The sequence below is a fragment of the Neobacillus sp. DZ-9 genome (assembly GCF_059587065.1).
The window spans coordinates 55,598-69,688 of sequence record NZ_JCAIOL010000003.1; the positions used below are offsets into that span (position 1 = coordinate 55,598).

Below are 14,091 nucleotides of genomic sequence, written 5' to 3' on the forward strand. Positions count from 1 at the left end.
TTTCTTTTTACTCGCCCATCCCTGCATGAGATAGTTCTATTTTTAAATTGATATCCATTGCAATAGTTGGGTACACCTTTTCATAAAACTCCTTTTCGTTCCATTTTTTTGAATACGCTCTTGCTAAATCACCTATACCTAAGGGATCGACTTGATGTTTTTGAAATTTTACGAATAGCTTTTCAAAATCCTTTTTCATTTGTTTTTCCATTTGTTTTTTTAATAATAGGTTATTTTGTTTTTTCCTTAAATCTAACCAGTCTGGAAAATCCTTTACCATACCGTTTACTGTTATATCGAAGGTCACCTTTGATTTCGAACCCTTGTTAATAATTGATTTTTTGTTTTTTCCATATAAAATAGCTAATATTGCTGAATCCTCCGACTGCCCCTTATGTATCTTAAATTCGGTTTGCCCTCTAATCACTCTTCCTCTTAATATTTTATATATAAAGCTTTCTTTTTGATCTAAGATTAGTTTAAGTCTGTCTTTTTTTAACACTGCCAGACCGTCTACCTCAATGTCACCCTTTTGATTGATCTTTATATAAGGTATGGAGGGGTCTCTTCCCGCTCCATAGAAATCAAATAAAAAACTTTGCAAAGTTGGAATTGGTACATTTTGATTTCGATAATTTTGTTCAATCAATTTATAAGAATAGTCGCTGTTTCTATCTTTATTTTTCATTAAAAATTCTCCTGCTGGCTCTTCTGAAACAGCTATTAACATATTGCTTCCAATCAAAGGATCCCTGCAAACAGTCTTAACAAAATAAGATACCCCATTTTCAGCTAGTTCTTTACCAAAGATTAAAAGGTTCAACTTTCCAATTTCTATCGGTTTAGGAGATTGAGCATTTAAAGATTGTTTTATTAACTGGGATTTCCTTGCTTTCCCCTGTAAAATAGTGCTCCCACCTTTTTTTTCATCACCCGTATAATCAGAATAAAGTACAGTTCCAACATACTGGTTATCAAGTTTGTCAAAACCTAATACTTTAGGAAGTTGCACATCATCGATAATTTTTTGCCGCGGAAAAGAGCAGCCAGGAAGAATCAAAATGAAAGGCAAAAGAGCACAAAAATACCTTATATTTTTTCGCTTTTGACTATTCATTATTAATATCATCCTTATCTTGATTTGGTGTATATCTTTTTAGTGAAAGAGGTCTTAAAAATCTGCTTCGTGTAGAGGTAAACTTATATGATGATCGAATAAAACTGTCGCGAAAGTTCTTTATTCTAAAAGGAAATAGAGGGACCATATATGGATTCCCCAAGGATTTAAGCTTTAATAAATGTCCTAACAGAAGAACGAACCCTATGATAATTCCAAAGCCGCCCAAAAATGCTGCAAATAAAATAAGAGGAAACCGGATGAGACGAATTGCATTTGACATTTTAAAGATAGGAGTTGTGAAAGAAGCAAGTGCTGACAATGAAACAATTATAAGTAAAACATTACTTGTTAGAGCTGCTTGTACAGATGCTTGACCAATAACAATACCACCTACAATACCCAGTGTTTGCCCAATTTTTGTCGGCAAGCGTGCCCCCGCCTCTCTCAACAATTCAATGGTAATTTCCAAAAAAATAGCTTCCCATACCGGAGGAAATGGAACATGAGCTCTTGAACTAATAAGGGGCTCCAATAAATCATCAGGTACAACTTCATAATGAAAGGTTAATATTGCAACATATATTGGTGTAGCAAACAACGAGAAAATAACACTAATAATGCGAATGATTCGAAAAAACGACCCAAGTACCCAATTAAGATAATAATCTTCGGGAGAAATGAAAAAATCTAAGATCGTTGTTGGCCCAGTAATAATGTATGGGGATCCATTCGATAAGATGGCAACTTGCCCCAATACCATCGCATATATAACCCTGTCAATCCGCTCAGTAGATAAAAAAATAGGAAAGGGAGTATTTGAATTGTCAGAAATGATTTGATCTATTTGAGAATTATCGAAAATAACATCAAAATCGATACTCTTTAATCGCTGTCGAACAGTTTGAATATATTCCGTATTGGTAATTCCATCCAGATATGCAATGACTACTTCTGTTTTGGACATTGTACCTATTGTTATTTCCTCAAATACTAACTCTGGAACAGCTAATTGCTTTCTTAACAGATGAAGATTAATACCAATGTTTTCTACAAACCCAACTTTTGGGCCAATAACACTAAATTCATTTTCAGTATCATTATTTTCTCGATAACCAAGATTCGTATTTTCTATATTTATCATCAAAAAATCTTCATCGGAATCCTTGAATTGAAGAATAACATAGCCTTTGATTAGCCTTTTCTCAATATCTAGAGGATTACTTGTAATTTGGACGTCATCAAAAGGAATAAATTTTTTTATATCATGAATTTTACTGATTTTCTTTATATGTTCTTGAATTGACGGAAGAAGGAGGTTATTTATTTTTTTGGGATCTACCATACTTTTATAGTAACTAATTGTAATATCCTGTTCTTCAGATAATGAAAATTGATAGAAATCACTCGATTTAGCAGCTTGTTGAAAAATAGTATTTATTGACTTTGTTTCGTTCTCAGACTTTTGACTATTTAAAAACCGATCAATAAACTTGAAAGACATTTGTATCACCAAATGGATTTGTATTTTCAATTAAATAATTAACACACCAGTAGTTGGGGGAAGGTTCAGACTCATTTCAAGCTGATATCTTTCAAAAGGGATACTATTTATGGGTCATGAGAGCCGTCCCCACGGTCCTACTTTAATTTAATGCCAATAAATTTCAGTTCCGTCATTTCTTCTATTGCATATTTAATTCCTTCTCTGCCTACACCACTTTGTTTTACACCGCCGTAAGGCAGATTATCCTGCCGGTAGGTAGAGATATCGTTAATCCAAACACCGCCAATTTCTAATTGGTCGGCTACCCTGATGGCTCGGTCAATATCCTGGGTGAAGACACCCGCTTGCAAACCGTAAATGGAGTCATTGGCATATCCGATGACCTCCTCTTCTGTATCAAACGGAATGACTGATACAATCGGTGCAAAAACCTCTTCTGCGATGATTTTCATATTACGATCAACATTGGTCATGATGGTCGGGGAAAGAATGGTTCCGTTTCGTTCACCCCCCACTTCTATTTTTGCCCCATTTCTTACCGCGTCATCAATCCATAGCTTAGCTCGCTCGGCTTCTTTCTCGGTGATCATGGGTCCAATATCTGTAGCTTCCTCCATTGGATCCCCAATTTTCAATGCCCTTGTTTCATTGATAAACTGGTCCAAAAATGACTGATAAACATTTTTTTGTACAAAGATTCTTTGCGCATGAATACAAACTTGTCCTGAAAAAGAAAAACCTCCAATTACTAATCTTTTTACAGCCGTTTGGATGTCTCCATCTTCGAAAATGATATTAGGGGAATTAGAACCTAATTCAAGGGTTACTTTTTTAAAGCCGGCGGTTTCGCGAATTTTCTTTCCAACTGCTAAGCTTCCTGTAAACGAAATTTTATGGACTTTTTCATGAGTGACAAGAGGTGCCCCTACCTCTCCCGTTCCCATTAACAAGTTTAATGCCCCATTCGGAAGGCCCGCTTCCTGAAATAACTTTACTAATTTATAACCCGACACAGGTGTTTTCTCGGCAGGTTTGAAAACAATCGTATTACCTGCAGCAATCGCTGGTGCTATTTTATGCAAGGACAGATTCAGCGGAAAGTTAAAGGGAGTGATGGCTCCCACCACACCTAATGGGATTCGTTTCACAAGCCCCATTCGATTTTCCCCGCCAATGGCTGCATCCATTGCCAGAACTTCTCCTGTAATATTTTTGGCAAGCTCCGAAGCAAATCGGAGGACTTGAACGGAACGATTGATCTCATCTTTGCTATATTTGATAGGTTTACCAGCCTCTCGGACAATTGTGTCAATAAAATCCTCCGGCTTTTCCTCTAATAGGTCGGCAGCTTTTCGTAAAATATCACTCCGTTGATGAGCAGGCATCTTCTTCATCGTAGAATGAAAAGTTTCAAAGGCATTTTCTACTGCCTCATTCAGATCGGTTTCTGTCGCTAAAGCTAATTCCGCTACTTTTTCTTGGTTGTAGGGATTTTTTACTTCAAGTGTTTCACGATTAGGTTCATTTCGCTCTTGACCATTAATAATCGAACCGAGCCGCATGTTGACCCTCCCTTTCTTAGCATTGAAGATGACTTAACTTCTCCGTTAATTTCATGTTTTCACTATAATCAACTGGGCAATCAATAAAAACTGGTTTGTTCATGGCAATGGCTTTTTCTAATGCAGGTTTAAGTTCCTCTGCGCTGTTAATTTGCAAAGCTTCAAATCCGTAGGAAGAGGCAAGCTGAACAAAGTCAGGATTACCAAATTTGATATGGGAAGTACGGTTAAACTTTTTCAACTGATGCCATTCAATTAATCCATACCCTTCATCTCTCCATAATAAAACAATAATAGGGAGATTCAGCCGTTTGGCTGTTTCTAACTCAGCGCCAGTCATTTGAAAAGATCCATCCCCGCATACCGCTACTACGGTACGATTCGGCTCGGCAAGCTTCGCCCCTATTGCTCCAGGGACAGCGATCCCCATTGATGCCAGGCCATTAGAAATAAGACAAGTATTCGGTTGATAGGTATGGAACATTCTCCCTATCCATACTTTATGTGCCCCCACATCTGAAATCACAATATCCTCTTCCTGTAAAACAGCACGTAAATCGGAAATAATTTTCTGAGGTTTGAGTGGGAAGCTTGTATCGTCACTAAATTGCTTCAGCTCAGTCAGTGCCTTATTCCGGACGTTCAATACCCATGAATTATTCCTTTCTCTTTGGGAAAGAACGTTATGTAACTTTTCTAAATTCTGTTTGATATCTCCTACTACGTTTAGTTTTACAGGATAATGTTGATCGGTCTCTGCTTCTTCTGTATCAATGTGTAAAATGGAGGTGGCACCATTAGGATTCCATTTAGAAGGAGCATATTCTGCAATATCAAAACCAATTGCGATAATTAAATCGGAATGATTAAATCCACAAGTAATGTAATCATTCCCACCAATGCCTGCGGTAAGTAAACTTAAGTCATGGTTCCAGGGAAGAGCTCCATTTCCCATGAAAGTATGGACGACTGGTATATTGATCTTTTCCACTAGAGCCCGTAATTGATCAGCAGCATTTCCTCTCGTTATTCCGTTACCAGCTAAAATAATAGGGTATTCAGCCTGTTCAATAAGTTGGGCTGCCTCTTTAATGACCTGTTCCCCTGCTTCTGTTAAAGTATGGATTGTACCCTTTAATGGAGTTCCCTTTACCTCCATTCCAGCAACATCATTTGGGAGATCGATGTGGACAGCACCTGGTTTATCTTGAGTCGATACTTGAAATGCTTTACGAACTGCCTCAGGTATGATTTCTCCCTTTTTTATTTGTGCATTCCATTTTGTTACAGGTTCATAGATATGAATTAAATCATAATACTGATGACTAATTTTATGTTGCCTGTCTAAACTAGCTTGGCCGGTAATCGCCACAATTGGATTCAAATCCATGTTGGCATTTGCCACACCTGTTAACAGATTTGTTGCGCCCGGCCCTAAGGTTGCTAAGCACACACCAGGTTTTCCCGTTAATCTTCCATAAGTCCCTGCCATAAAAGCAGCACTCGTTTCATGTCGGGTTACGATAAATTTAATTGTTGAATCCAGCAGAGCATCCATTAGATCGATATTTTCCTCGCCTGGTATCCCAAAGATATATTCTACGTCCTCTTCCTCTAAACACTTCACTAATAATTCAGCTGCCTTCACTATTACACACCCTTTACAATGGATTGATACACTTCTTCTAATGAATAAACATGATCTCTTTCGTCTTTGTAAACGATATGTTCAGGTTTAAAATGCACAGGGGAATCCAAACCAGCTGCCGCTGCCAGGCGGAACAACCCTTTACGCATACTAATTAAATAATTTGCCGTACGATACTTTTTCTCATCAATGACAAGCGCCTTTTGTAAATCGGGATCGGTTGTGGCTACACCGACTGGACAAGCATTTGATTGGCATTTTAAGGCTTGGATACAACCTACTGTAATCATAAATCCCCGTGCAATATTGACGAGATCCGCCCCCATCGCAAGAGCAATTGCGACTCTATCTGGTGAAAAAAGTTTACCTGAGGCAATGATTTTCACTCGATCACGGACGCCATATGATAAAAGGGCATTGTTTACTAATGGCAGAGCAGCTTTAATAGGTAATCCAACACTGTCAGCCAGTTCCTGATAAGAAGCACCTGTCCCGCCTTCACCACCGTCTACGGTGATAAAATCGGGGCCTATTCCGGTTTCTTTGATGGCTTTTGCCAATTCATCGGCTTCATGCTTACTTCCTATAACGCATTTCATTCCAACCGGTTTTCCTGTTTCCTCACGAATCCGTTCCATAAAATTAAATAAGGACGGAAAATCACTAAATTCTTTAAAACGATTAGGGCTATCGATGGATTTAAATGGTTCTACCATCCGGATTCTTGCGATTTCCTCTGTTACTTTTTCGCCATCAATATGACCGCCGCGTGTCTTTGCCCCTTGAGCTAATTTAAGCTCAAAAGCTTTAATTACAGGAATTTTATTTTTCTCTCTTAATGCTTCCCAGCTGAAATTTCCCTCTCTATCTCTTACCCCAAATAATCCGGGGCCAATTTGCATTATGATATCTACGCCGCCTTTTAAATGATGTTCTGAAAGCCCACCTTCACCTGTATTCATCCATGCCCCCTTCGCTATAGCTAAGCCTTTGGAGAGTGCGGTAATGGCATGATCTCCTAATGAACCATAACTCATTGCGGACATCCCAATTTGTCCTTTTACAATGAAAGGGTGCTTTAAATTTTTTCCAATCACGATCGCATCCTTATCGTCTAATAAATAGGCGGATGATTCATTTTCCTCTAACACTTCTTTTTTCTGTGTAAATAAAGGTTCTTTTAACAAGAGATAACGATTCGTCGTTACTTTTGTCTCTTGGTCCATTGTTAATTCCTCTGTTAATTTAGGAAACATGGAATTCCGAATATAAAAACCAGCTTCTTCAAAATCCCGTTGTGAACCATATCCAATCACATTACGTTTATACTTTGCTTGTTTTACAATATGTTGAAAATCGATTCGAGAAAAAGGTTTTCCATCATTGTTACTATCAAATAAGTACTGACGAAGCTCAGGTCCAATTGTCTCCAAAAAGTATCTTGCACGTCCTAAAAGTGGATAATTGCGAAGAATTGGATGCTGTTTTTGCTTTCGGTCGATAAATAATAGATACAATCCTACAACTAGTAAGACCAATACAAACAAAACCAATAAAACAAATACAATGATGATTAAAACGTCGGCAATATTCATTATCATTTCCTCCATAAGTAAACACTTAATTAATATATAAAATGGGATTTATAATGATAAGATTCTCTTTATGGGGAAATTTATCCTTAATATGAGCTAAATGTAAAAAGCCTGACCCCAGAGTGGTAGCGTATTACCACACCAGAGTTCAGGCAACCTCAGGCCAGTTGGACGATTTTAGTGGTCTCAACCTGTATTCGGTATCTCAACTAAAAGTCCTAAAATATTTAACTTACACTTCCTTCGAATTGAACATCCCAATCATCTGTTTCATCGTCTGTTTCACAATCGTCAACATCTGAAAAAAGGATGGAATCAACTGCTATTCTTTTTATTTTCCTGTTCTTCAATCACCATTCCCCCCTAATTTGTTTATGGTATTCGTATGCATGTCCAACCCATTTTGTCAGGGGCAAGGGTTTACCAAATAATTGAATTTTTTATTTTTTTAGAAAAAGAATTGAATTGATATACTAAAGAAATAACCGATTAAGGAGGAAGTTGTCATGTTAATTGAAATGTGGACTGATTTTGCTTGACCATTTTGCTATCTTGGCAAAAAGCGTCTGGATGACGCTATTCAGAAAATCGATTTTCCTGTTGAAGTCGTGTATCGCTGCTTTGAATTGGATCCCTCCACAGAACGAGATGTTCCCTATAATGTCTACGAAAGTTTGTCAAAAAAATATGGGATGAGTATCAACCAAGCGAAGGCGAGCTGCCGCAAAACGGAACGCATGGCTCGGGACGCTGGATTGGAGTATCACTTTGATAAAGTCATTTTAACCAATACCTTTGATGCCCATCGATTATCAATGTTTGCTAAAAAGCATGGGATGATGAAGGAAATGACCGAACGACTCCTGCGTGCGTACTTCACCGAGGGCAAACACATTGGTGACCATGTCACCCTTGTACAGCTGGCGGAAGAAATTGGATTGGACGTCTCGGCCGTGAAAGAAATGCTCGCAAGTAAGGAAATGAGTGATGCTGTTTATGGAGATGAAGTTCAAGCACAACAATACGGGATTCGCAGCGTACCCTTCTTCCTAATTAACAAAAAGTATTCGCTGACCGGGGCTCAGCCTCTCGAAACATTTGTCCAGGCTTTCCAGCAAGTCATGCAACAGGATGGTCCCTTCACAAACTTAGGCGGCCAAAGCGGTGCCACTTGTGATGATGACGGTTGCGAGATTCCCGAAAAATAAACCATAAAACTAGAAAGCGCCTCCATCCGGCGCTTTCATTACGAAATCACCATTCGAGCGGCTTTGTTAAGATCCATTTTCCAGGCTGCCTGACAAATCCCATTTTTTTATTTACAGCCAGCATTGGAAAATTAATGGATGAATTATTGGTTCTCATACGTGTATGGCCCGATTCAATACAATGTTTAACGGCTTGTAATTTCAAGGCATATGCGATTCCTTGGCCCCGAATGTCCGCTACGGTCCCTGTGAAGGAATTATACATCTCCTCATTCCTCACCCGTTCATTCATTAACGTGATGCCTACGAGACGTTCATTCTTCGCTGCTAAAATCACGTTTTGTGAAGGTACTGATTTTAAAAAAGATGCAGCCGTTCCCTTTTCTATTTCTTCCGAATTGCCATAGGAAGCGGGAACATCCTTTGCTATAGATCGAAACAATTCGCATACTTCTTCAAAACAATCCTCGCCTGGATAATCATCCATGGTTTTTAAGGAAAAACCCTGTTCTTCAAACGTTTTTAGAAGTTCCTTCACATTTAGAAGATTTTGAGAAGAGAGGTCCAAAACGGATTCAAAGACGATTTCCTGCTCAGTAAACCCATGCCGTTCTGCCCATTTTTTAGATTCAGGATTCGTTTCATTCACACTAGTAGATAAACCTTTAGGTTTAATATCTTGTATGTACTGCCATAAAACGGATTCAAGAATCCGGCCAATCCCCTGTTTCTGGCAATGAATATCTGTAACAATTCTCTGGAGTAGGAATCCAGCCGGTGCTATTGGTGCCCCACTAACCATATAGGCAAAACCGGTCAATTTTTTATCCCGTTCAAGCACAACTTGTTTAACAACCTTGGCCTGTTTTTGAGCGGTAAGCATTTGTTTAAAAAATCTTGAATCAATCGGTTCTCTCTCATATTGGTTAATTAGTTGCAAAACCGTTGGTAAATCTTCTTCAAGATTCATATCACGGATTACTATTTCCATGCCTCATCACCTACTTAAAAGTTTGTATCATTATAGTTTCAAAGAAATACAAAAAGACCATTTTGAGATGATAAAATTAATAGGAAAGGCCTTGGGGACGGTTCTATTAGGAGACAATCGGAATTTTTCGTCTGAAAAGGCCCGACTAATGGAGAGGAGCTAGTCGGGCCTTCAGATTATTTTATCGAGAAGAGCTTCTCATTATCTCTTGTATGCTTCCTGTAATTTTACAAGATCAAATTTTTTCATTTCAAGAAAGGCTTTCGTTACGCGAGCAAGCTGCTCCGGTGTGCCCTTGCTCATCATCTTGTCCATCTCACTTGGCACAATCTGCCAGGATAGGCCAAACTTATCTTTCAGCCAGCCGCATTGCTCGGCTTCAGGAACTGCAGAGAGCCTTTCCCAATAGTAATCAATCTCTTCTTGTGTGTCGCAGTAAACCATAAAGGAGAGTGCCTCGTTAAAACTAAATTTGTGCTCATGCGCACTATCCATTGCCGAAAACCACTGATTTTCTAAGCTAAAATCAGAGAACATAATTGTTCCTTCCTTGTCAGGTGCCATGCCTTTAGGATAGCGGGTGAGAAGTCCCTGCTTTGAGTTTTTAAATACTGATAAATAAAAATTAATAGCTTCTTCCGCGCTGCCGCATTTATCACCGACAAACAAAAGCGACGGCACGATTGCAGGCCGCTCTTCACCTTCTGGATTGGTTAGGATTAACTGCCAGGACATACCAAACTTGTCCTGTATCCAGCCAAACTTCTCACTGAACGGATATTTATCAAGCGGCATTAACGCTGTGCCGCCTTCGGACAATTTGTTCCAAACCTCATCTAGTTTTTCGCCTGCGTCTTTTTCTCGCGAAGGATCAAAATTAACGATGAAAGACACCGACGGATTGAGCTTGAAATAAGGCCCTGCGCTGATGGCCATGAACTTCTGCCCCCAAAGCTCAAAAGTGACTATATCGGAGTCGCCAGATGGTGTGTCATGGATTGTTGTTACATTCGTAATTTTAGAGTCCGGGAAAATGGATGCGTAAAACTCGGCAGCTTCTTTTGCCTCCTTGTCATACCATAAATGCGGAACGATTTTTTGATTTGTTTTGGACATAGATATTCCTCCATCATTTTTGTTCGATAAGAATGGGACCAACATTCCATTTTTTAAAGAAACAAATTATCATTTCAATTTATTTTACCATTTTCATCCACAGAATTCATAGAGATGGTTCCTGTGACATTCACCAAAAATAGTGTACCAAAATGGTACACCCAAAATTTTGTAAACTTCTTAATCTATTATAAGCAAATAAGGTGCACTAAAAATAGCACCCCCCTCCTATATAAGAAATATAAAATTTTGATAAATATTATAATAAAGGAATTATGGAATAGCCTTCATAAAGTCCAATATACATATGATAATGAACTACCTAAATGACTCGTCCAAAAATTACATCTACTAATTTGCGTGTTTAATATTTTATAGACAAGGAGTGATTCCAATGAGTAATTTTTCATCTGTAAATGGATGGCTGCATTTTACCAATCAACCAAAACAATCTCCCGATATTATCAATAAAAGACGGTTCGATTTGAGTTATAAACATGCTATTGAAGAGGATCTTGGCCATGGTTTTAAACGTTATACGTGGAGACCAGGTGTCCAGATAAATAGTCGTGAATATCTAGACTTTCGATTAGAAGCTCGAGAAAACGAAAACGTTATCACAGCGGGATACTTAACGAGTCCAATGGAACATATCTTTTCTTTACAAAATGGCCCAAAAGAGCCGAATGTCATGGTTTTAATCCTCCACAATGCTTCAAACACAGTTTCAGAAGTTTCCCTTTGGCTCGTGGTTAATGCCCATACAGTGTAAAAAGCAGGAAAGATTTTTTCCTTCCTGCTTTTTATATATTAGGGTTAGCTTTAACCCATATAAACACTATCACATGTTGCAGGTTTTGGTTCATAAAAACAATGTTCTTTAAATTGTCCAGATTTTGGTTGATCGTACCATGTTGCAGGACATGGAGCATGTGGATTAAAATACCATAATGCAAATTTTGCTGGGTGATCTCTCCAATAATCCAAATTCTGTTTTGCTAATCTTTTTTCAGCAGTTCTTGCTCTTTGATAAAATACATTCCCTTTTTGAACAGCTTCAAAGGAAAAATTTCCTCCTTGTACTTGAAAAATAACCTGGTTAACTGTTCTTAACCCTTTAAAGTCTAAACAATTTGCTACAAGACGATTTACAATGACATTTCCAACATATAACATTCCCTGTTTTCCTTCACCTTCGGCCTCTGCTCTCATCATCCTTGCCATTAAGTCAACGTCAGAAGTTCGGTAATTAGCTCTTGGCATTTTATCACCCCAAAAATATTGTATGAAAAATAGCCTACAATGTTGACATTGTTTAATAAATAAGAATTGCACAAAGACTTGCGCATTTTTATAAGTAAAGATACACTTTCATTGTTTATGCAGAAATATCAACACAATTTTGAAAGAGGTTTTGATTATGAGGCAGATTAGAAACATTTATTGTGTTGGCCGAAATTATGTGGCCCATGCAAAAGAATTAAACAATGAAGTCCCCACTTCCCCTTTTCTATTTTCAAAGCCAACTCATGCATTTGTAGAAGCCAATGGCCAGGAGATTTATCTGCCTGGAAATCGCGGATCTATCCATTATGAAACAGAACTTGTGATCTATATTGGAAGAAAACACGAGAAAGGCATGAAGGCAGATGAAGTGATCGACCGAATGGGGATTGGCATCGATTTTACCTTAAGGGATGTTCAAACTGAATTAAAGAAAAAAGGCTATCCATGGCTGTTTGCAAAGGGATTTCCTAATTCCGCTGTTGTGAGTAAATACATTGGATTTCCTGGAATTAACGAATTAAAAGAAAAGGACTTTACGCTTATTAAAAATGGCGAAATGGTCCAACAAGGAAATATTAAAAATATGATTTTTGATTTACAGACAATCGTTGATTTCACCTCCGATCATTTTGGCTTGAGTGAAGGTGACATCATCTTTACAGGAACACCAGAAGGAGTCGGACCAATATTGAACGGAGATCATTTGTCCTTAAAATGGGATAACCAAATTCTTGGGGATTGTGTGATTAAATTAAGCCATGGGGACGGTTCTCTCAGCTTCAACTAATCTGATTTAAACCATGGGAACCGTCCCTGTGGCACCGAAATTTTTCTATCCATCCCCCAACGTTCATGGTAGAATCATAACGTTGTGAAATTTTCCGGCGGTGATATACCATGAAAGAATCTGTTGTTGTAAGACAAAAATATAAGTTATCTGTATCGTTTCGTTTTTTAAAAAAAGACCTAGTCTTTACCATTTCCATCATCCTTGCAGCTGCTAGTTGTTTCATTCAGACTCCGAAAATGGAGTATATTAATTTTCATGTTTTGGTCTGTCTATTCAACTTAATGCTAGTAATTAAGGCGTTGGAAGAGCTTAAGATATTAGATAAATTGGCGATTAGCCTTTTAAATAAATGCAAGAACAGTAAAGATATTTCAGCGATTCTGATTTTGCTGTGTTTTTTTAGTTCAATGATTGTCACAAATGATGTAGCGTTACTGACATTTGTGCCCTTGACTCTTGTCATCAGCAAAAAGACAAAAATGCCTATGATGGAGACGGTTATCCTCCAGACAGTCGCTGCCAATATCGGCAGCAGCCTGACACCAATGGGAAACCCGCAAAATTTGTTTATCTATTCCTATTTTGGGCTTAAGCCGATGCCCTTTTTTTCAACAGTCCTATTCATGGCTATTCTTGGCGTCAGTTCTCTCTATTTTTTCATTCATAGGCTTCAGGGGAATGAGCTAAAAGTAGATCTTACTCCAGTTACGATAGCTGATTGGAAAAAAGGATTGGTTTGGGGATTGGTACTTGGCGTCATTATTGCTTCTATTTTTGGAATCATCCCTTATAAAATCGCATTCATAATCACATTGTTGATTTCATTTTTATTTAACGCAAAAGTATTACTAAAAATTGATTATTTGCTGCTAGTAACCTTTATTTGTTTTTTTATTTTTATAGGAAATATATCTCATTCAGAAGCCGTACAAACTTTAGCTGGTACAAGCTTAAAGAACCCTGCTTCTGTTTATTTCAGTTCGATATTTTTCAGCCAAATGATCAGTAATGTACCTGCCTCCATCCTGCTTGCAAACTTCACAATGGATTGGAAACCTTTGTTACTGGGGGTCAATATTGGCGGGCTGGGAACGATCATTGCTTCTCTCGCCAGTGTCATCTCTTACAAACTGTTTATTCAGTCAAATCCAAGTGAAGCCAAGCAATATTTAATTAAATTTAGTATCTATAACTTTTCCTTTTTGGCGTTTTTCGTACTTATTCAGTATGTAATCATGAAATTACTAAAAATTATTTAACAAACGGTACC

The 14,091-nt window shown here is 38.0% G+C and carries 12 protein-coding genes and 1 pseudogene; 4 read left to right on the forward strand and 9 right to left on the reverse strand.

The window, feature by feature from the left end:
- Positions 1-7: 7 nt before the first annotated feature.
- From AC59HZ_RS08650 to AC59HZ_RS08675, 6 genes are all read right to left on the reverse strand, one after another.
- Entirely contained in the window at positions 8-1,117 is a 1,110-nt protein-coding gene (locus tag AC59HZ_RS08650; RefSeq protein WP_496545414.1) for a Ger(x)C family spore germination protein, read from the reverse strand.
- Complete coding sequence (locus AC59HZ_RS08655; protein WP_496546012.1) at positions 1,110-2,621, reverse strand: spore germination protein; 1,512 nt, start codon at positions 2,619-2,621, stop codon at positions 1,110-1,112. Before AC59HZ_RS08655 ends, AC59HZ_RS08650 begins: the two co-directional genes overlap by 8 nt.
- Positions 2,622-2,758: 137 nt before the next feature.
- Positions 2,759-4,186, reverse strand: a complete 1,428-nt coding sequence (locus AC59HZ_RS08660; protein WP_496545415.1) for an aldehyde dehydrogenase family protein — start codon at positions 4,184-4,186, stop codon at positions 2,759-2,761.
- A gap of 16 nt (positions 4,187-4,202) precedes the next feature.
- On the reverse strand, positions 4,203-5,834 hold the full coding sequence (locus tag AC59HZ_RS08665; RefSeq protein WP_496545416.1) for an acetolactate synthase large subunit: 1,632 nt from the start codon (positions 5,832-5,834) through the stop codon (positions 4,203-4,205).
- A 2-nt stretch (positions 5,835-5,836) separates the two neighbouring features.
- Positions 5,837-7,429 (reverse strand): FMN-binding glutamate synthase family protein, encoded by a 1,593-nt coding sequence (locus AC59HZ_RS08670; RefSeq protein WP_496545417.1) that lies wholly within the window; start codon positions 7,427-7,429, stop codon positions 5,837-5,839.
- 227 nt (positions 7,430-7,656) lie between these two features.
- Positions 7,657-7,779: a hypothetical protein gene (locus tag AC59HZ_RS08675; protein WP_496545418.1), complete on the reverse strand. Its 123-nt coding sequence runs from the start codon at positions 7,777-7,779 to the stop codon at positions 7,657-7,659.
- A gap of 201 nt (positions 7,780-7,980) precedes the next feature.
- Here AC59HZ_RS08675 and AC59HZ_RS08680 point away from each other — a divergent pair.
- A pseudogene (locus tag AC59HZ_RS08680) lies at positions 7,981-8,637 on the forward strand (DsbA family oxidoreductase); the annotation flags it as partial.
- A 46-nt stretch (positions 8,638-8,683) separates the two neighbouring features.
- Here AC59HZ_RS08680 and AC59HZ_RS08685 read toward each other — a convergent pair.
- Complete coding sequence (locus AC59HZ_RS08685; protein ID WP_496545419.1) at positions 8,684-9,628, reverse strand: hypothetical protein; 945 nt, start codon at positions 9,626-9,628, stop codon at positions 8,684-8,686.
- 201 nt (positions 9,629-9,829) lie between these two features.
- Positions 9,830-10,744: a VOC family protein gene (locus tag AC59HZ_RS08690; RefSeq protein WP_496545420.1), complete on the reverse strand. Its 915-nt coding sequence runs from the start codon at positions 10,742-10,744 to the stop codon at positions 9,830-9,832.
- 394 nt (positions 10,745-11,138) lie between these two features.
- Here AC59HZ_RS08690 and AC59HZ_RS08695 point away from each other — a divergent pair, with 394 nt between their 5' ends.
- Entirely contained in the window at positions 11,139-11,516 is a 378-nt protein-coding gene (locus tag AC59HZ_RS08695; RefSeq protein ID WP_496545421.1) for a hypothetical protein, read from the forward strand.
- Between the two features lie 50 nt (positions 11,517-11,566).
- Here the strand turns inward: AC59HZ_RS08695 and AC59HZ_RS08700 are convergent, their stop codons facing one another.
- Positions 11,567-12,007 (reverse strand): cell wall hydrolase, encoded by a 441-nt coding sequence (locus AC59HZ_RS08700; RefSeq protein ID WP_496545422.1) that lies wholly within the window; start codon positions 12,005-12,007, stop codon positions 11,567-11,569.
- Between the two features lie 157 nt (positions 12,008-12,164).
- Here AC59HZ_RS08700 and AC59HZ_RS08705 point away from each other — a divergent pair, with 157 nt between their 5' ends.
- Positions 12,165-12,818 carry a fumarylacetoacetate hydrolase family protein gene (locus AC59HZ_RS08705; protein ID WP_496545423.1) on the forward strand — a complete coding sequence of 218 codons (654 nt, stop codon included), beginning with the start codon at positions 12,165-12,167 and terminating at the stop codon, positions 12,816-12,818.
- Positions 12,819-12,928: 110 nt separating this feature from the next.
- Positions 12,929-14,080 (forward strand): SLC13 family permease, encoded by a 1,152-nt coding sequence (locus AC59HZ_RS08710; RefSeq protein WP_496545424.1) that lies wholly within the window; start codon positions 12,929-12,931, stop codon positions 14,078-14,080.
- The last annotated feature ends 11 nt before the right edge of the window (positions 14,081-14,091 follow it).